General features: G+C 55.1%; 17 protein-coding genes. 8 read left to right on the top strand and 9 right to left on the bottom strand.

Features of this window, described 5'->3' with window-relative positions; translation table 11 throughout:
* Nucleotides 1-26: 26 nt before the first annotated feature.
* Nucleotides 27-896, bottom strand: a complete 870-nt coding sequence (gene lgt, locus AYT24_RS04990) for a prolipoprotein diacylglyceryl transferase (protein ID WP_010932768.1) — start codon at nucleotides 894-896, stop codon at nucleotides 27-29.
* 131 nt (nucleotides 897-1,027) lie between these two features.
* On the opposite strand from lgt, the gene AYT24_RS04985 reads away from it, so the two are divergent.
* Both AYT24_RS04985 and AYT24_RS04980 read left to right on the top strand, forming a co-directional pair.
* The gene (locus AYT24_RS04985; RefSeq protein WP_010932767.1) at nucleotides 1,028-2,224 is read left to right on the top strand and encodes an ATP citrate lyase citrate-binding domain-containing protein; all 1,197 of its coding nucleotides are present in this window, start codon (nucleotides 1,028-1,030) and stop codon (nucleotides 2,222-2,224) included.
* A 63-nt stretch (nucleotides 2,225-2,287) separates the two neighbouring features.
* Nucleotides 2,288-4,120: a citrate/2-methylcitrate synthase gene (locus tag AYT24_RS04980; RefSeq protein WP_010932766.1), complete on the top strand. Its 1,833-nt coding sequence runs from the start codon at nucleotides 2,288-2,290 to the stop codon at nucleotides 4,118-4,120.
* 246 nt (nucleotides 4,121-4,366) lie between these two features.
* Here AYT24_RS04980 and AYT24_RS04975 read toward each other — a convergent pair whose 3' ends face one another.
* Complete coding sequence (locus AYT24_RS04975) at nucleotides 4,367-5,539, bottom strand: NAD(P)/FAD-dependent oxidoreductase (RefSeq protein ID WP_010932765.1); 1,173 nt, start codon at nucleotides 5,537-5,539, stop codon at nucleotides 4,367-4,369.
* A gap of 250 nt (nucleotides 5,540-5,789) precedes the next feature.
* Here AYT24_RS04975 and AYT24_RS04970 point away from each other — a divergent pair, with 250 nt between their 5' ends.
* On the top strand, nucleotides 5,790-6,791 hold the full coding sequence (locus tag AYT24_RS04970; protein ID WP_010932763.1) for a phosphate acetyltransferase: 1,002 nt from the start codon (nucleotides 5,790-5,792) through the stop codon (nucleotides 6,789-6,791).
* 95 nt (nucleotides 6,792-6,886) lie between these two features.
* On the opposite strand, the gene AYT24_RS04965 is transcribed toward AYT24_RS04970, so the two are convergent.
* Entirely contained in the window at nucleotides 6,887-7,774 is an 888-nt protein-coding gene (locus AYT24_RS04965) for an NmrA family NAD(P)-binding protein (RefSeq protein WP_010932762.1), read from the bottom strand.
* Between the two features lie 297 nt (nucleotides 7,775-8,071).
* On the opposite strand from AYT24_RS04965, the gene AYT24_RS04960 reads away from it, so the two are divergent.
* Nucleotides 8,072-8,956, top strand: a complete 885-nt coding sequence (locus AYT24_RS04960) for an ADP-polyphosphate phosphotransferase (protein ID WP_010932760.1) — start codon at nucleotides 8,072-8,074, stop codon at nucleotides 8,954-8,956.
* Nucleotides 8,957-9,559: 603 nt separating this feature from the next.
* Here the strand turns inward: AYT24_RS04960 and AYT24_RS04955 are convergent.
* On the bottom strand, nucleotides 9,560-10,348 hold the full coding sequence (locus tag AYT24_RS04955) for a DUF3298 and DUF4163 domain-containing protein (RefSeq protein ID WP_010932758.1): 789 nt from the start codon (nucleotides 10,346-10,348) through the stop codon (nucleotides 9,560-9,562).
* Nucleotides 10,349-10,515: 167 nt separating this feature from the next.
* Here AYT24_RS04955 and lipA point away from each other — a divergent pair, with 167 nt between their 5' ends.
* The 3 genes from lipA to AYT24_RS04940 are packed head-to-tail and all read left to right on the top strand — an operon-like array spanning nucleotide 10,516 to nucleotide 12,710.
* Nucleotides 10,516-11,388: a lipoyl synthase gene (gene lipA, locus AYT24_RS04950; RefSeq protein ID WP_010932756.1), complete on the top strand. Its 873-nt coding sequence runs from the start codon at nucleotides 10,516-10,518 to the stop codon at nucleotides 11,386-11,388.
* Nucleotides 11,389-11,407: 19 nt separating this feature from the next.
* Nucleotides 11,408-11,989 carry a chlorophyllide a hydrolase BciC gene (gene bciC / locus AYT24_RS04945; RefSeq protein ID WP_010932755.1) on the top strand — a complete coding sequence of 194 codons (582 nt, stop codon included), beginning with the start codon at nucleotides 11,408-11,410 and terminating at the stop codon, nucleotides 11,987-11,989.
* A 19-nt stretch (nucleotides 11,990-12,008) separates the two neighbouring features.
* A complete protein-coding gene (locus AYT24_RS04940; RefSeq protein WP_010932754.1) occupies nucleotides 12,009-12,710 on the top strand; it encodes an SDR family oxidoreductase in 702 nt (233 codons plus the stop codon).
* A 28-nt stretch (nucleotides 12,711-12,738) separates the two neighbouring features.
* Here AYT24_RS04940 and dsbD read toward each other — a convergent pair whose 3' ends face one another.
* From dsbD to AYT24_RS04915, 5 genes are read right to left on the bottom strand one after another with little or no spacing between them, the layout of a single operon-like run.
* Nucleotides 12,739-14,616: a protein-disulfide reductase DsbD gene (gene dsbD, locus AYT24_RS04935; protein ID WP_164926979.1), complete on the bottom strand. Its 1,878-nt coding sequence runs from the start codon at nucleotides 14,614-14,616 to the stop codon at nucleotides 12,739-12,741.
* 16 nt (nucleotides 14,617-14,632) lie between these two features.
* Nucleotides 14,633-15,514 carry an FAD:protein FMN transferase gene (locus AYT24_RS04930; protein ID WP_010932752.1) on the bottom strand — a complete coding sequence of 294 codons (882 nt, stop codon included), beginning with the start codon at nucleotides 15,512-15,514 and terminating at the stop codon, nucleotides 14,633-14,635.
* A 49-nt stretch (nucleotides 15,515-15,563) separates the two neighbouring features.
* On the bottom strand, nucleotides 15,564-16,760 hold the full coding sequence (locus AYT24_RS04925) for a DUF3570 domain-containing protein (RefSeq protein ID WP_164926978.1): 1,197 nt from the start codon (nucleotides 16,758-16,760) through the stop codon (nucleotides 15,564-15,566).
* Nucleotides 16,751-16,981, bottom strand: coding sequence for a DUF4266 domain-containing protein (locus AYT24_RS04920; RefSeq protein WP_164926977.1), 231 nt, complete (start codon nucleotides 16,979-16,981; stop codon nucleotides 16,751-16,753). Before AYT24_RS04920 ends, AYT24_RS04925 begins: the two co-directional genes overlap by 10 nt.
* Nucleotides 16,981-17,493: a TlpA family protein disulfide reductase gene (locus tag AYT24_RS04915; RefSeq protein ID WP_010932750.1), complete on the bottom strand. Its 513-nt coding sequence runs from the start codon at nucleotides 17,491-17,493 to the stop codon at nucleotides 16,981-16,983. Before AYT24_RS04915 ends, AYT24_RS04920 begins: the two co-directional genes overlap by 1 nt.
* 77 nt (nucleotides 17,494-17,570) lie before the next feature.
* Here AYT24_RS04915 and AYT24_RS04910 point away from each other — a divergent pair, with 77 nt between their 5' ends.
* Nucleotides 17,571-18,434, top strand: a complete 864-nt coding sequence (locus tag AYT24_RS04910) for a transposase (protein ID WP_407637588.1) — start codon at nucleotides 17,571-17,573, stop codon at nucleotides 18,432-18,434.
* Nucleotides 18,435-18,603: the final 169 nt, after the last annotated feature.

The following is an 18,603-nucleotide window of genomic DNA, read 5'->3' as shown; positions in this document are numbered from 1 at the left end:
GTTCGCACCTGAATATTTCAATCTCCTTACCTCTTCCCACCCATCATAACATCAGCGTTCTCCGCTCGCTGCTTAGACCACACTAGAATCCCAATTCCCGCCGCAATCATCAGAAAGCATAACACCTGGCCCATCGAGAAGTTCAGGAAGACAAAGCCGAGCTGCGCGTCGGGTTCGCGGAAGAATTCGATGAAGAAGCGCACCGTGCCGTAGCCAATGAGGTAGAGGCCGGAGAGGTAGCCGGGCCATGGGGCTTTTTTGCGAATCGTCCAGAGGATGATAAAGAGCACGATGCCTTCGAAGAACGCTTCGTAGAGCTGCGAGGGATGGCGCAGCGCTACGGTTGGAGCGGCAGGGAAGTACATGCCGATGGCCGAGGTGGTCACGCGGCCGTAGAGTTCACCGTTGATGAAGTTGCCGAGTCTGCCAAAGGTGTAGCCGAGCGGCAGGGCGGGAATAAAAAGATCAACGGTCTTGAGAAAATCAACCTTGTGTGTTCGGGTGAAAAGCCATAAGGCAATGGCCACACCGATCAGCCCACCGTGGAACGACATGCCGTTGATACCGGAGAAAGCGCAGGAGCCGTTCCCGAATTTGATTGGAATCAACGTACCGACAGGATCCTGAAGGAACCAGTCGAAACCATAAAATAATATATAGCCGATCCGGCCTCCGATCAGCACACCGCCCATCGCCCAGGTCAGGGCGTCACCGGGAAAGGTTTTGTCGAATGGAAGCTTTTCGTTGGAAATTCTGTATTTCGAAAGCAGATAGACAATAGCGAAGGCCACGATGTACATGGTGCCGTACCAGCGGATGGCAATGCCGTCTATTGAAAAAATGACGGGATTCATTTGCGATGGGAGGTGCTGCCACCAGGTCGTGAAGTCGATCATTGAAACTTTTTTTTGCGTTTTGGGGGGATTAACAATTCTTAAATACTTGGAAGTTAAAGCAATATAGTTATATTTAAATTTTACACACTTCTTTTTGTTCGCAAACTACCCATAATATAAACATATAGAGCATGGCTAAAATTCTTGAAGGGCCTGCCATGAAATTGTTCAACAAGTGGGGCATTCCTGTGCCTAATTATGTTGTTATCATGGACCCTAAACGTCTTGCACAGCTTGGTGAAGCTAATAAATGGCTGCGTGAATCAAAACTTGTCGTCAAGGCTCACGAAGCGATCGGCGGCCGGTTCAAGCTTGGTCTTGTCAAAATCGGACTCAATCTCGATGAGGCAATCCAGGCCTCCAGGGAGATGCTCGGCGCCAAAGTCGGTACGGCTGAAGTCCGCCAGGTCATCGTGGCAGAAATGCTCGATCATGACGCAGAATTCTATGTCTCCATTATCGGCAACAGAGATGGTGCCGAGTTACTGATTTCCAAATATGGCGGTGTCGATATCGAGGATAACTGGGACAGCGTTCGCCGCATCCAGATTCCTCTCGATGAACATCCGACCATCGAGCAACTGACCGCGCTGGCCAAAGAGGCCGGTTTTGAAGGCGAAATCGCCGAGCGCGTCGGCAAAATCTGTTCCCGCCTCGTTCTCTGCTTCGACAACGAGGACGCACAGTCTATCGAAATCAACCCGCTGGTCATCCGCAAGAGCGACATGCGTTTCGCTGCGCTCGACGCCGTGATGAACGTCGATTGGGACGCCCGTTTCCGTCACGCCGACTGGGATTTCAAGCCGGTTTCTGAAATTGGCCGTCCGTTTACCGAAGCCGAGCAGCAGATCATGGACATCGACTCCAGGATCAAGGGTTCGGTCAAGTTCGTTGAGGTGCCTGGCGGTGAAATCGCTCTTCTGACCGCAGGCGGAGGCGCATCGGTGTTCTATGCCGACGCAGTCGTGGCTCGCGGCGGCACCATCGCCAACTATGCAGAGTATTCGGGCGACCCGCCTGACTGGGCCGTGGAAGCGCTCACCGAAACCATCTGCCGTTTGCCCAATATCAAGCACATCATCGTCGGTGGCGCTATCGCCAACTTCACCGATGTCAAGGCAACCTTCAGCGGTATCATCAACGGTTTGCGCGAAAGCAAGTCGAAAGGCTACCTCGAAGGCGTCAAAATCTGGGTACGCCGTGGCGGTCCGAACGAGGCTCAGGGCCTTGCCGCCATCAGGAAGCTCCAGGAGGAAGGCTTCGACATTCACGTCTACGACCGCTCCATGCCGATGACCGATATTGTCGACCTGGCTCTGAAGTCTTGAGGGATTTCCTTGCAAGATGTTGAAATTTAAGACTATAGAAACTCATTAAACTCTGATTGAACCGTGAGCATTCTCGCAAATAAAGATACCCGGGCGGTCATCATTGGTGGTGTGGCAGGCGTCAATGCGGCAAAACGCATGGCCCAGTTCGACTACCTGATCAACCGTCCGCTGACCGTCCAGGCTTTCGTGTATCCGCCCGAAGCGGGCCAGCAGAAAGAAATCTTCCGCGGTGGCGAACTCAAAAACGTTACCGTCTATCCGTCTCTGGCTCCAGCTCTCAATGAGCATCCGGACATCAACACCGCCCTCATCTACCTCGGCGCATCGAGAGCGACCGAGGCCGCGATGGAAGCGCTTGAATCCCCGAACATTCAGCTGGTCTCGATGATCACTGAAGGTGTTCCGGAAAAGGACGCCAAGCGGCTGAAAAAACTTGCCCAGAAGCTTGGCAAGATGCTGAACGGCCCGTCGTCGATTGGCATCATGTCTGCTGGCGAGTGCCGTCTCGGTGTGATCGGCGGCGAGTACCGCAACCTGAAACTCTGCAACCTCTATCGTCAGGGTTCGTTCGGTGTTCTAACCAAGTCCGGCGGTCTGTCCAACGAGGCGATGTGGCTTTGCGCCCAGAATGGTGATGGTATCACCTCTGCCGTGGCTATTGGCGGTGACGCCTATCCGGGCACCGATTTCGTCACCTATCTTGAAATGTTCGAGAAGGATCCTGCAACCAAGGCGGTCGTCATGATCGGCGAGGTTGGCGGTAATCTCGAAGAGGAAGCTGCAGAGTGGCTGGCAGCCGAACCACGCCGCATCAAGCTGATCGCCGCCATTGGCGGTACCTGCCAGGAGGTTCTCCCGCAGGGTATGAAGTTTGGTCACGCTGGCGCGAAAGAGGGCAAAAAGGGCGCTGGCTCAGCCCGCTCCAAGATGAACGCTCTGCGTGAAGCCGGTGCGCTCGTGCCCGATACCTTTGGCGGTCTGAGCAAGGCGATCAAGCAGGTCTATGAAGAGTTGCTCGCTTCTGGCGCCATCAAGCCGAAGCCCGAAATCGACGAGGCGCTGCTGCCTGAGCTACCGCCGAGCGTTCAGGAGGTTATGAAGCAGGGTGAAGTGGTTGTCGAACCGCTCATCCGCACCACCATCTCCGACGATCGTGGCGAAGAGCCTCGCTATGCCGGTTATGCCGCTTCGGAGCTTTGCTCGAAAGGGTATGGTATCGAGGATGTCATCGGCCTGCTCTGGAGCAAGAAGCTTCCGAGCCGCGAGGAGTCCGAGATCATCAAGCGCATCATCATGATCTCTGCTGACCACGGTCCGGCAGTGTCTGGCGCCTTTGGCACTATCCTCGCCGCCTGCGCAGGCATCGATATGCCGCAGGCCGTCTCTGCCGGTATGACCATGATCGGTCCGCGCTTTGGCGGTGCTGTGACCAACGCTGGCAAATACTTCAAAATGGGTGTCAAGGAGTATCCGAACGACATTCCCGGCTTCCTTGCCTGGATGAAGAAAAACGTCGGCCCGGTTCCCGGCATTGGCCACAGGGTCAAGAGTCTCAGGAATCCCGACCAGCGCGTGAAGTACCTCGTCAGCTACGTGAAGAACGAAACCTCGCTGCACACGCCGATTCTCAACTACGCGCTCGAAGTCGAAAAGATCACGACCGCCAAGAAGGAGAACCTGATCCTGAACGTCGATGGCACCATAGGTTGCATCCTTATGGACCTCGGCTTCCCGGAGCACTCTCTGAATGGCTTCTTCGTGCTGGCCCGTACCATTGGCATGATCGGCCACTGGATCGACCAGAACAACCAGAACTCGCGTCTGATCAGGCTCTACGATTACCTGATCAACTACGCCGTCAAACCGGAACGCCCGGTTCCCGACAAGAAGTAAGCGCAGAGCTTCTACAGACAACAAAAAAGCAGGTCAACTTGACCTGCTTTTTTTATGAGGGATTTGATGGTGGTGGGGAAGTGAATTGTTATTGAAATTTTTTTGCAGATTATTCGTCGTAACAAACGATCTTCATGTTGAGGTTGACTTGATGAAAATGGATCATAAGAAGTTTGTGTTAGAGGCACAGAGTCCTGAGTTTTATTGGTGGAGTAAAATAAATGATTTTGTCCAATCCAATCTAAATCACATCCCCGGAATCCTCGGAATGTATTTCATCTTCGACAACTTGTAATAATACCCCCACGCTTTTTTCAGCCAGTGACCGACTACCGGCATCGGAATGAACATTTCGCTGTGACCGGTTCGGTAGACGAAGCCTGCGCCGTCGCCGGTGTCCATGACGCAGAGGACATTCAGGTGCTCCTGATAACCGCGCATCGGCTCCTGATGGCCGAAGTGTTCGGCGAGGCAGTTGTTGGCCGCGCAGTCGGCCATAAACTCCGCGATGTGGCCCTGCTTGGCCTTCCACTCCGGCCCTTCGAGCGCCGCTGAATCGCCGACGGCGTACCAGCCATCCACACCGACCACGCGACAGAAGTCGTCGATTTTGACGAACCCAGCCTCGCTCAGCGGAAGGTCGGAATTTCTGAAAACGCTATGGCCTGAGCCTGCCGGGATGAACATCGTCAGATCGCTCTCAAGCTTGCTGCCATCCTCGAACACCACTCCGTCTACCTCGAAGCGCGTGATCTTCTTGCCGTAGCGCTGGCGGAAATTCTTCGCCTTGAACATCACGGCCATCATGTCGAGCGCCTTCTGGCCCATCTTTGCACCAGGCTGTGCCATTGGGGCGAAGAAGGTCATTTCGAAATTGTCCCGAATCCCGAGTTTCGTCAGTTTGTGGTGCAGGTTGAAAAACAGCTCGAAGCCAGGGCCGCCACGCACTGCGCTCGGGTCTTTAGGATTGCCGCCAAAGCCGAAGGCGATCTTGCCGTGGCCACGTTCGATGAGGGCGTCGATCTTCTCCTTCAGGCGAATCGAGTGCTCCGGTGCGCCGCAGATCGAGAGCGTGTGCTCGATACCTTCGTGCTTCATCTTGTCTGAACCGAGTGCGATCACCAGAAAATCGAAGTCGCTGCGTTGGCCTGCTTTTTCAAGCGTGACCGAATCGCGGCTGGCGTTGATGGCCGTCACCGTGTCAAGCGTCAGCGAAAAGCCGTGCTTCCGGGCGACTTTTTCCAGCGGAAAGGCCACGTTCCTGAACCGCTCCGTGCCGACCGGAATCCAGATGGCAATCGGGTAGATGAACAGAAATTCCCGATCGGAGACCACCTCGACCTCGAACCCTCGCTTGCGGAACGCGATGGCTGCTGCAACACCGGCAATACCTCCACCAAGAATCAGTACTTTTTTCACTTCGGATCACGGGTAATGGTTAATGCTCGAAGGCATTAGAAGACGTAAGTCTGATAATATAGGGAAATATTGGTCATATGCCAATAAGTCCTGAAAACAGGGAACAGCAAGCCGGGCCTGGTCGGAACGAGCTGTTGCTGATGCCGTTCAGCGCTATGCTTGACACATTCCGGTGAAATTGTGGTGAGGCCGGGAACATCATCGTCGGGATGCGTATATTTCCGGAAGCTCAGGAATTTCACGAACCTTCATGCCTATCGACGCCATGAGCGACAGAAACCACGCTTTTGCAAGTGATGAACCGCCGGAAATTCAGGTGCATCCGCACGACCGCTACCATGCCGTGATCAAAAAATGCGCCTCACTGCCGCCACTCGTGACCGCCGTGGTGCACCCGGTTGATAGTCAGGTGTTATCCGCCGTGTCCGATGCAGTGATGGAAAAGCTGATCACTCCTCTACTGGTAGGGCCAGCCGGACGCATCGAAAAAGCGGCTGATGAAGCGGGAATCGATCTATCGAAGTGGCAGGTTATCGACACGCCGCACAGCCATGCTGCCGCGGAAAAGGCGGTCGAGCTGGCGGCTGCGAGAGAGGTTGGCGCCATCATGAAAGGCTCGCTGCACACCGACGAACTGCTCGGGCCGATTGTTGCTCGCGGATCGGGCCTGCGCACCGGGCGGCGGTTGTCACACGCCTATGTGATGGACACCGCTGGATACCACAAATGGCTTATCGTCACCGACGCTGTGGTGAATATTTCCCCCGATCTCTGCGCAAAAGCCGACATCTGCCGCAACGCCGTCGATGCATGGGTTGCGTTGACAGGGGAGAGCTGCTTGCCGAAAATCGCCGTGCTGGCCGCCGTTGAGGTGGTCAATGCCGCCATGCAGGCGACGCTTGACGCGGCAGCTCTGTGCAAAATGGCCGAGCGCGGCCAGATCACCGGCTGCATCATCGATGGACCGCTAGCCTTCGACAACGCCATCAGCCGCCAGGCAGCCAAGGAGAAGCACATCGTCTCACAGGTCGCGGGTGATGCGGACATTCTGCTTGCGCCGGACATCGAGGCGGGCAACATCCTCGCCAAGCAGCTCACCTTCATCAGCCACGCCGATGCCGCAGGTGTCGTTATGGGCGCGAAAGTGCCGGTCATTCTCACCAGCCGAGCGGACAATCTCAGGACAAGGCTGCTTTCATGCGCGTTGGCTGTTCTGGTGCAGCGGGCAAAGGAAGAGGGGAGGATAAAATAAAAAACGCCGCAAAGCTGCGGCGTTTCAATGCAATTGTCTTAACAGTTAACAGGAGAAATTCCCGGAGGTAATAACAGCCTTCTGGAAGATGCTTGTCACGCGTTGTAGGTCGCGATAAATTCGGGCATAAACGAATCAAACGTTCTCCAGCCGGCCATGACCGGACGGTTGCGGAAATAGTCCGCATTCATATCTCCTGACCGCAGGGCGGCTCCCATTTCGGTATAATTTTTGGCGATCTCCTCTGGCAGGCCGATAGCGATCAGGTCATCGTATTCTTCCTTGTCGGTGCGTTCAACCCATTTGAGATCCATTCTGCCGGTTGCCTTGCCGAGTATGGTGACGATCTCAGCCGGAGTTTTTTCGTCACTGGCAATGTAGCTGAAGCCTCTGCCGAGGTACGATTCATCCTTGAGCGCCCTGGCGGCGATATCGGCGATGTCTGCCGGATGCACCAGCACCATTTTCAGATCGGGCATGTAGTTACCGGTGATGATACCCTGATTTTTGATCTGACCAATGCTGTTCAGGAAGTTGGTGTAAAAGTAGCCTGCCCTCAGATGGTGGACGTTCACACCTTTCATTTCGTCCATAGCCAATTCGACCTGTGAAAGACCGCTGACCGGACCGCATTTATCGACCATATGGGCACCGATGCTGCTCAAGTTCACCACGTGTTTGACACCCGACTCTTTGATGGCCGCCACATAATTCTTGCCGATTCCGGCGATCCAGGCTTTCCAGTCAGCGGCATTCATATTCGGCGGTACCATCGTAAAAACGGCGTCCGCGCCTCGGAAGGTCTCGGTGAGGAATCCGGGATCTTCCACACTGCCGATGGCCGCTTTGGCGCCGATCGACTCGATCTCCTTTATTCTTTCGGTGTTGCTGCTGACGACCGTCACTGCGTGGCCTTCTTTGCTCAACTGAATTGCAAGCGGTTTGCCGATGTGGCCCAATGAACCGGTAATGACAAAATGCATAGGTGTAAGTTTAAACGTTGCAGATGACGGGCTACCTTCTTGCACCGGCATCACGGAAAATGCAAATACTTACCGAAGAATCTGACAAATCAACCAGCCCAGACCAACAAACGGTTTCTGACAGACGAGCATCCGAACCGGATTCTGCTGAAAAATGGCCGGGATTTTAACGGTTCATTCTCCGGTATTGAAAAAGATATGATTCAATTCTGTTTTTTGCGAACTTGAAAAATAGATATATCATTACTTGACAATCCGATTGCCTCTTTTCGGTAACGTTTTCACGGGAGAATCTTCATGAAATTAGATCTCGACGCTTTCAGGATTCAGCCGGGCAAAAAGCCGAATCTCGCCAAACGGCCAACCCGGATTGATCCGGTGTACCGCTCGAAAGGGGAGTACCACGAACTTCTGGCCAACCATGTCGCAGAGTTGAGCAAACTTCAGAATGTTCTTTATGCGGACAACCGCTATGCCATACTGCTGATTTTTCAGGCTATGGATGCTGCCGGAAAGGACAGCGCCATCAAGCATGTGATGTCGGGCGTCAATCCGCAGGGATGCCAGGTTTACAGCTTCAAGCATCCGTCAGCCACGGAACTCGAACACGATTTTCTCTGGCGAACCAACTGCGTCCTGCCTGAACGGGGCCGAATCGGTATTTTCAACCGCTCTTATTACGAGGAGGTACTTGTCGTCCGGGTACATCCGGAAATTCTTGAAATGCAGAACATCCCTCACAATCTTGCCCATAACGGCAAAGTGTGGGATCACCGGTACCGCTCAATTGTCAGCCACGAACAGCATCTTCACTGCAACGGTACTCGTATTGTCAAGTTTTATCTGCATTTGTCGAAGGAGGAGCAGCGCAAGCGCTTTCTTGAGCGGATCGATGACCCAAACAAAAACTGGAAATTCAGTACCGCCGATCTCGAAGAGCGGAAATTCTGGGATCAGTACATGGAGGCGTACGAGTCTTGCCTCCAGGAGACCAGCACTAAAGATTCTCCGTGGTTCGCAGTTCCGGCTGACGATAAAAAGAATGCACGCCTGATCGTTTCGCGCATCGTGCTCGACACGCTCGAAAGCCTCAATCTCAAATATCCCGAGCCCAGCCCGGAACGCCGCAAAGAGCTGCTCGATATTCGCAAGCGGCTCGAAAATCCGGAGAACGGAAAGTGACCGTTTTCATGATGAGATATACCGATAAAACCCATCAGCAATTGCTCAACCATGCCGCACCGGCAATCAAGCACTCCATGATGTCTCCTGGAGCATGTCGGTTGCGAATCATCAGTTCAGTTCAGTAAGCATGTCCGGTCTGTCAGGTCAGCGTCAGGCAGGCCAGCCAGTTCCCGGAAAACGAACGGAAAACGAAACATCCTGAGGCTTGGAGAGGATCATTCTGGAACAAATCTTTCAATGGCGGTTTGCCGGCATGCGGTGATTCGGAAAGGAGGCGCTGAAACCGTTCGTCGTGATCTTTGCCCCTGCAACTTTACATAATTTATATTATACAACAACGGTTAGTGCAGAAGGATCACTATCGAAGCGCTGTTGAAAGCAAGCTCCACAACGCAGAACCGTTGTTATAACTTAGACTCCACGGTGAATATTCACAAGCTGGAGATGATATTGATGCGTTCTGAAGGACTCTCACGAACAGTTACGGATAGCATATAATATAAATTATGTAAAGTTGTGGATGTTGGAACAACCCAGGTTTCAAGAATATGTCCTCCCGATGCTCGTGTTTTTTCGCGGCGGATCGACAGTTGAAGCGCATCATGGCTTGATCGGTTTGAGTGCTGGCAAAGGTTTAAGGATGCCTTTCAGCTCATCGAAAGAGAGATCGACCGTGATCTGACCGGCGGCGTAGGGAGCGATTTCGTACTGATTGTAGAGGAAACGGATGCCGGAACCGGTCACGGCAAAGTTCTCGTTATGCGTGATTTTGTTCTCGAACAGTCCTCCCTTTTCACCGTTGAGCGGGTCAGTTGCCGACAGGCCCCGCATCTGCCGGAATCGGCGCTCGATCAGCTTGTCGAGCATTGCCTCGAATCCCGGCTTGAACAGGTCGTTCAGGCCAAGCGGCCTGCCGGTGGCGGTATCAAAAATCAGGTATTGTGTGACGCTCATGCCGTGTGCGCCGCCGGTGAAGGCGTAAGTAAAGATCGAAACTGTCACCATGCCGGGCCGGTCGAGCAGCACCTCGCCGCTGGTTTCTGATTGCCACGCCCAGGAGTGCGCCTGCGCATCTTTCATCTGCTCGTCGCACTCTTTGATGAAAGCGCTCGCCGCTGCTTCGATGCTCGCTGCCGCCGGTTTCGAGTCAGGCGAAGGGGCTTGGCTTATGACCGCTTTCAGGATCGCCGCATTGATGATGTCGCCAGCTTTCGAGCGTTCGAATACCGGATAGTCGCATTTCCAGTAGGTCTCGGCATTGATTTTCGAGTGCTGTTCGTAACGGTAAAGACCGAAAGCGAGCGGCCCGGAAGCAGATTTTGCGGAAGCAAGTACGGGCAGCAGTGCCATGGCGACAAAAACCAAAAAAACAGCGAAAAGCTTTTTCATGATCGGAAAAATGAGCGATTGATCGGAGCGGTTCCTTTCAACAATGTACCGTTTTCAAGTCTCTCTGTCCACTCCGGCCACGTCTTCCATCTGGCGATAGCAGGCATAATTGTCAGGATTGGCTATATTCGTGAAGTCTTTTTCAACTTCAGTTCTGATACCGCTGCATGAACTCTGGTCCCGGAAAGAAACCCGACTGGCTCAAGATCAAGCTCGCTTCGGGCTCGTCGTTTGCTTCGACGCGCAAGCTGCTGAACCGGCACAGCCTCCACACGGTGTGCCGCTCGGCGATGTGCCCGAACCTGCACGAGTGCTGGTCGAAAGGCACGGCCACCTTCCTCTTGCTCGGCAACGTCTGCACCCGCTCCTGCCGTTTTTGCGCGGTCGGAACGGAATGCCGGCCGGCTATGCCCGATCCGGAGGAGCCGTCGAAGATCGCCGAGGCGGTGAAAACGATGAAGCTCCGCCACGCCGTGCTAACCAGCGTCAACCGTGACGATCTCGCCGATGGCGGTGCAACGCACTGGGTTGAAACCATCCGCGCGATTCGCGAAGTGAACCCCGGCGTGAGTCTCGAATGTCTCATTCCCGACTTCAGCGGCAATGAACAGTCGCTCGATTTGGTGATGCAGGAGCTCCCGGAGGTGCTGAATCACAACATCGAAACCGTGCCGTCACGCTACGCCGCCGTGCGCCCGCAAGCCTTGTACGAACGCTCGCTTGCGGTGATCGAGCGGGCGAAGCGCCAGTTCCGGCTCGCCACCAAGTCCGGCATGATGGTCGGCATGGGTGAAACGGAGGAGGAGCTCGAAGCGTCGCTGCACGACCTGCGAGGTCACGGCTGTGACATGGTGACTATCGGCCAGTACCTGCAACCAACCGCCGCGCATCTGCCGGTGAGCCGCTACGTGACGCCCGAAGAGTTCGAGCGCTACCGCGAAATCGCGCTCGACGCCGGATTCCGGCACGTTCAGTCGGGCCCCTTCGTGCGCAGTTCGTACCACGCCGAGGCATTCGAGCCAGTTGAAAAAATTTCCTGAACCAAAAACCTGACCTGACATGCACACCATTCCGGCGCCTTTTCAGATTTATGCTTACTGGGCCATCGCCCTCATCATCGGGCTTGCCTTCTTTCGGAAAGATGTCACCGCACCCAATCCGCCATTCGATAAACGCCGTATCGGCCTGCTTGTCTTTTCGGTTGTAATTCTCGTTCTGAACGCCTACATCTACTCCAACTCGACCACCGATGGCGGCCGGATGCTCGACCCCTGGAGCGCGCTCATCTTCAGCGTTGGCAACGGCATCGCAGAGACATTCATGTTCTACGCCGTGTTCCGTCTTGGTCAGTCGCTTGTCGGCAAATTCACCCAAAACCAGTGGGCAGGCTTTCTCGTAGGTTTTCTTTTTTTCATGAGCTACAGCGGCCTGATTCACGGGCTTTTCTGGCTGAACATTCTGCCGGAGCACGTTGTACAGACCAGCCCGTTCAAGCCTTTTTTCATGCCGACCCAACTCTTGATCGCCCTCTCCTGGGCGCTCTCGTTCTTCTGGTACCGTGACCTGCGCACCGTGTTTTTCCTGCACGCCGTCGTTGACCTGACCATGATTATGAACGTGAAGTTCTCGATGTTTCCATGAACCCTAAAGAGCTGATCTGATGAAACCACCATTCAATGGCACTGTCCTCGTGGCAGGAGCGACCGGCAGAACTGGTCAGTTGGTTGTCCGGAGACTCCAGGCACACGGCATCGATTTCCGGCTTTTTGTGCAGTCGGGCCAGAAAGCGATCGAGCTGCTCGGCCCTGAAATTGTTGACAAACTCGTCATCGGATCGGTGCTCAGTGATCAGGAGGTCGAGGCTGCTGTCCGGAATATCGACGCTGTCATTTGTGCCATTGGCGGCAACGTGATGAATCCCGACGCTCCCCCGCCATCTGCCATCGATCGCGATGGCGTGATCCGCCTCGCCACGGCGGCAAAAGCGGCGGGCGTCGAAACCTTCGTGCTCATCAGCTCGCTCGGGGTCACCCATCCAGAGCACCCGCTCAACAAGTATGGTCGCGTGCTTGATATGAAACTCGCGGGTGAAGACGCCGTTCGTAAGCTTTACGGAGAAGCTGGATTCCGCTACACCATTCTCCGTCCCGGCGGCCTCCTCAACGGCCCCGCGTTCCGGCACGAGCTGCGCTTTGACACCGGCGACAAAATCAGCGGCTTGATCGATCGCGGCGACGTCGCCGAAGCCGCAGTGATTTCGTTGTGGCACCCTAAAGCGAAGAATAAAACGTTCGAGCTGATCAAGGCTGGAGATGAAGAGGTAACGCAGACCTCGCTGGAGGGATTTTTCGAGGGATTGTAGGTCACCACTGTTCTCGTCATTTCGTCAGTCATAATTTTTCAAGGTGCTTCAGAAATTCCTCTGCTTCGACAAAACCGACGATGCGATTGTCCACTTGCTCATTGCCAGACTTGTCAAAAAAGATAATGCCGGGAGGGCCGAAAAGGTTGAAGCGTTTCATCAGCGCTTTGTCGTCCGCGGTGTTCGCGGTCACGTCAACCTGCAAAAGGGTGACGTCGGCGAGGCCCTGCTGAACCTTCGCATTGCTGAAGGTGAACTTTTCGAACTCCTTGCAAGAGACGCACCAGTCCGCGTAAAAGTCGAGCATCACCGGCTTCTTGCCTGCCGAGGCATGCAGCTCGCGGTCAAGGTCTTCGACGGTGCGGATTTTTTTGAACGCCAGTTCAGCAGTTTTGCCATTGTTCGCAGCCGCAACCGATGAACCACCGCGCAGTCCGGCCAGTGGTTCGAGCGGATTGGTTCCGCCCGAAGCGGCTCCGGCCAGCTCCATCACGCCGATGATGAAGAGCACCAAGCCGAGCGCTTTCTTGAACTTGCCCCCGACGGTGAGCTTCTCCGGCAGATGGCCGAATACTCCTGCGAAAACTGCGCAAAGGATGCCGAGTGCGCCCCAGGCAACCATCAGCGCCTGTGGCGGCAGCACCGGCGTGACCATCCAGATCGCCACAGCGATCAGCATCAGACCGAACACATATTTGACCCCAATCATCCACGCTCCGGCCTTCGGTAGAAGGCTGCCCGCCGACAGGCCGATCAGGAGCAACGGTACGCTCATGCCCATCGCCATCGAAAAGAGTGCCAGACCGCCGATAACAACATCCTTCGTCTGGCTGATGTAAACCAGTGTTCCGGCCAGTGGCGCAGCGACGCATGGGCCGACAATCAGTGCCGAAATGGCTCCCATGAAGAAAACACCAACGAAACGGCCGCCTTTGAGTTTGCTGGAGGTCTTGCTCAGGCTGTTCTGCAACGAAGCAGGCGCCTGAAGCTGGTAGACATCAAACATCGAGAGCGAAAGGCCAATCAGCAGCAGGCTGAACATCACGAGCACCCACGGCTTTTGCAGTGCTCCGGCAAGGCCCTCGCCAGCGAGGCCCGCCGCCACACCGAGGGAGGTGTAAACGAGTGCCATACCGAGGCAGTAGGCCAGCGCCATGAGGAAGCTTTTCGCCTTGGTGGTCTCCCCTTCTCCAACGATGATCGACGAAAGAATCGGCACCATAGGCAGCACGCAGGGCGTGAACGAAAGCAGAAGACCGAAGAGCAGGAACGCTGCGAATACTTTCCACAAACTGCCGCTTTCAAGGGTCGATTGGGCGAGCGACAGATCGTTCTTGCCGCCGTTATCCACGGCGTTCGCTGATGATGCGGCTACAGCAGGCGCGGCATCTGAGGCTGCTGGCTGCAATCCGGTCGATGCGCCAGTGTCCGGCGTGCTCTCGACGGCCGCCAGTGCTCCGGGCCTGGATGGATCGACTTTGAACGACTTGCTTATCGGCGGATAGCACAACCCGTCTTCGGCACACCCCTGGTATTCGACCTTCACGGTGAATGGAGCTGATGCCTGCTTGACCGGAACCTCGAGCCTCAGCTCGTCATGATAGATAACCTGCTTTTCGCCAGTCGATGGATCGGTGAAGAGGATGCCTTCGGGAAAGACCGGTTCGCCAAGGCTCGCCTTTCCACCTGAGACGCCCACCTTGATCTGGTCTCGGTAGAGCTTGTACGACTTGGCAATCTTCCAGTGCACCGCGATGGAGCGATTTGCGGTCAGCTCTGCGCTTGGCACGAAAGCCTGTTCGGGATCGAGAAAGTCCGCGGCCATAGCCGAAGCACTTCTCATGAAAAGCATCAGCAGGATTCCGACAACTGCGAAAAAGCTTCTTGGGGTTGATTTTTTTATCATTTTTTTCAGCGTTGGTTCAATCTTGATAATACATTTCGCCCGACTGATTGATGGCCAGATAATTGAATCCTGAACTCTTCAGATAGTTTAGCCCGTCGGCTTCCAGAAGCATGGCAACCGTAGTGCAACTGCCCGCCGTTGTGGCAAGCGGAGCAAGCACTGTCACCGAACGCCACTGGCTCACCGGAAAGCCCGTCTTTGGGTTGATGATGTGGCAGTAACGCCTCCCCTCCACCTCGAAAAAGCGCTCGTAGTCTCCGCTGGTGGCAATAGCTCCGGAGCTGACAGAAATCGAGGCGATCGTTCCGGCGGGATCGCGCGGATCGCGGATGCCGATCGTCCACGGCTCGCCGCCGGGCTTGGGGCCGATCACGCGGATGTCTCCGCCAAGATTCACATAGCCGTGCCGAACGCCCTCTTCGCAGAGAATCTCCGCGGCGGCATCGGCGGCGTACTCCTTGCCGATGCCGCCGAAATCAAGCTGCATCCCCTCCTGCGGCAGCCGGACATCGTTCTCACGCCGCTCAACCCGTTGCCATCCGACAAGCTTCAGCAGCGGGAAGAGCGACTCCTGCGAAGGCACTTCGGTTTTGTCGAAATTCCACGCCCGGCGCAGCACGCCCGAGGTCACATCGAACAGCCCGCCACTACTGCGATACACCGCGTCAGTGTAATCGAGCAGGGCCGAAGTTTCGTCGTCGCACGCCACCCACGCTTTTCCGGCGGCATCGTTGATCCGCGACACCACGCTTTCAGGCTGGTATCGAGAATACTTCCGCTCAATCCAGGCAATCTCCTCCATGCCAAGCATAGCAAGCGCTTTTGCCTTCTTTTTCGTTGTTCCGGCGAGCACGATTTCGCATCCGCTGCCCATCGCCCTGAATCCGAATCTGTGCATATGAACGGCAAATTACATCAATAGCGCATCTTTTCCACTTTTCACGGACTCAGAACTTGCGCGAAAGACCGACCTGAAGGCTTCTGAAGCTGAATGCCGGAATGCCGGGATCGCCGTGGCCGTTAATGCCCCAGTCGTAGCGCTGCTCACAGTGCTCATACTTCACGTCGGCGCTCCAGCTCCAGCCAAGCTCTTTGAGTACCTTCACGCCGTAACTGAATGCTCCAAAGGCAGATAGACGCTGATCTTCGGAGTAATACTCCATGCCGTCCGTCGGGGTCTTTGCCCGCGGATCGTCCTCTGTCGGCACGTAGAATCTGGCGGAGCTTTGCGAATAGTACCTCACCGTCGGTGTGATCTCCCAACCATGCGGCAGTGGCTGGATGTACTCAGCCGTGAAGGTATGCGCCTCGATACCGAAAGTGTCGGTATAGTAACGATACGACAGCCGCGCTGTGCCATCCGGCCCGTCGAAGTGGTGGTTCCAGCGGGTCATGAGGGTGAACATCCGCCTTTTGCCGGGCCGGAGATCCGGGTCCTTGTAGGGATCACTGTAATAGCCATCGCCGTGCGTGTACGTGGCGGTCACCTGCATGACGTCATTCTGCGACATCACCTGCGTCACGCCGAGCAGTACGGAGACGATGCGCTTGCGCCCCGGTGTGTCGCTCTGCTTTGACTCGATGACCGCCGGTTTGTCGAGATAAACCGTATCGCTGCTGTAGGCGGCCCCGAGGCTGAAGGTGGTATTCTTGTTCTCGGTAGAGAGCGTGCCGTTAAGCGAAAGGCCTCGAGAAATGTAGTCGGACTCCTGCGAGTAGCTCGTGCCGAGGCTGAGCGTCCCTCGCGAAAAGTAGCGGGTAACGCTGATGTCGCCAGCGTGTCGCAGCTCGCCCGATGCCCCGGAGGTGCTGTCGTTTTTGCTCTCTGATGGAAACCCCCAGCCGTGGTAAGCCGGAGAGGCTCCGGTGACCGAATCTTCGATGAAGGTGCCCGCGATTGACCACTTGCCTGCAATCGGCACCATACCGTAGAAAGACAAGGCGTTGACCGTCATGCGATCCATCGACATCCCCGCTGTCAGGTTGGTATCGCCCGTCTGAGTGTCGTGATAGTTCAGATATTTCAGGCTGAAGATTCCCTCTTCAGGAGCAGCGTCGGCCAAGGCATTTTTTGCCGAAGGCAGCAGCATGGTGGCACTGGCGAGCAGCGCCGTCGCCATTTTCGATCTGTTTTTCAATTGCATCCGCATCCTCCGCCGCCAACTCCGGAGCCGCCAGACGCGGCCTCCTTGCTGCTATAGATATGCTCGGTGTAGTGTGCGTCGAGCGCGTCGCGGTCGAAGGTCATTTCGGGCTTGGCCAGATTCTGCTTTTCCCATGGCTGAACGCTCGAACATCCAGCAAGTCCGGATATCGCAAGCAAGGCAACAAGCGAGCCTCCAGTCAAAACAATCGTTTTTTTCATCAATTGCCTCCCAGAGCCGCCAGAATCTGCTGTTCGAGCGCCTCCTTGTCGGCAGGTCTGAATCCGACATGCTGCAACAGCACCTTGCCGTTCCGGTCGATCAGGAAGCTGGTCGGCATTCCCTTGACGCCATAGAGGCGAGGCGTCTGCCCCTTCGGGTCGAACGCCACGGTGAACTCCGCCGGAACCTGCGCGAGAAACTTCATGGCATCGCCGGTTTTGGCGTCGAGGTTGACGGCGACGACCTGAAAGCCCTTCGCTTTGTACTTCGCCTGCATCTGGTTCATCCACGGAAACGACTGACGGCACGGCCCGCACCACGAAGCCCAGAAATCGAGATAGACCACCGATCCTGTCTTGTCCGAAAGTTTCACCACTCCCGTTTTTCCGGGCAGCGCAAAATCAGGGGCCTTGTCGCCTTTGTCAAGGGCGTGCGCATTGGCGCTCAAGCCAACGGAAAGCACCAGGGCAAACAGCGCCACACGGCATGTGCTGAGTGTCGATCGTTTCATGCTGATAGGATTTGTCTTGGAAATGAGTTTGGGAAATAACCGTATAAATATACGGTTATATTGTTGACAACAACAAGATGCACTTTCCTTCGCGAAAAATAAAGATCGTTAATATTGGCTCCTCGCTGTTGCAAGTGGGTAGGGCGAAATTGAGTTTGCCGCTGATGAGGGAGATCATGCTGATGAGATTTTTGCCGGTGCGGTATCCCCGCGCCCGTACTTTGGCAGCCTGCACCAGGCTGCTGTTGACGCCCTCCGCCCTCAAGCGTCCCGTTGCTGACCCTCGACGTGAACCAGCGAGCAACCTCATATGTTATGGCAGGACCGGTTCAATCAACCTCATTGCCATGAAGAACATCAATCCCCTGGGCTTTTTCGACGAGTATTTTCTTCCGGAGCGTTTGACCAAGCTCAAAGATCCACTGGTGAAACTGGAAAAGCATATCGACTGGGATCTCTTCCGCCCAGTTCTTGAGATCGCATTCCAAAAGCCGGCCAATCTGGGCAAAATGGGCCGAACGCCGTTTGACCGGACAACGATGTTCAAGCTCCTCGTCCTGCAAAGCCTCTACCGTCTTGCGGATAATCAGATGGAATACCAGATTACCGATCGGCTCAGTTTCAAGCGCTTTCTGGGACTCAAATCCAGCAACCGGGTTCTCGATGCCAAAACCATCTGGAAGTTTCGTGAGAGCCTGATCGAGGAAGGCGTGATTGAAGCTCTTCTCTTCGAATGGTTCAACACCGCCCTGAACGATCAGTGTATCTTTGCCAAAACCGCTCAGATCGTTGATGCCATCTTCGTTGAAATCCCTCGACAGTGCAATAGCCGTGATGACAACGAGCAGATCAAACAGTATAAGACTCCCGAAGTCTGGAAATGCAACTTGATGCGCTGCGTTCAACTCGGCAAGCCCGTTTCCAACGTTTTCCTGGGATAGGGGCGTCCAGTATGTCCGAAATTGCTCATGTTTCGTGTACAAATCTGTTAAAGAACGTTCAATGAAGACGGTTAGTCCGGCATAAGCCAGCAATGTCGGCAAGTGAATATTTCAATGCACCCTTTTTAGAGGCGCCCTTTAGATTCAATTCGTTTCGGTAAGTTCATGT

The sequence above is a fragment of the Chlorobaculum tepidum TLS genome, assembly GCF_000006985.1.
In the GTDB taxonomy this organism is placed as follows: Bacteria; Bacteroidota; Chlorobiia; order Chlorobiales; family Chlorobiaceae; genus Chlorobaculum; species Chlorobaculum tepidum.
Note: the sequence above shows the minus strand (reverse complement) of the source record. Positions and strands in the feature narration are given on the sequence as shown.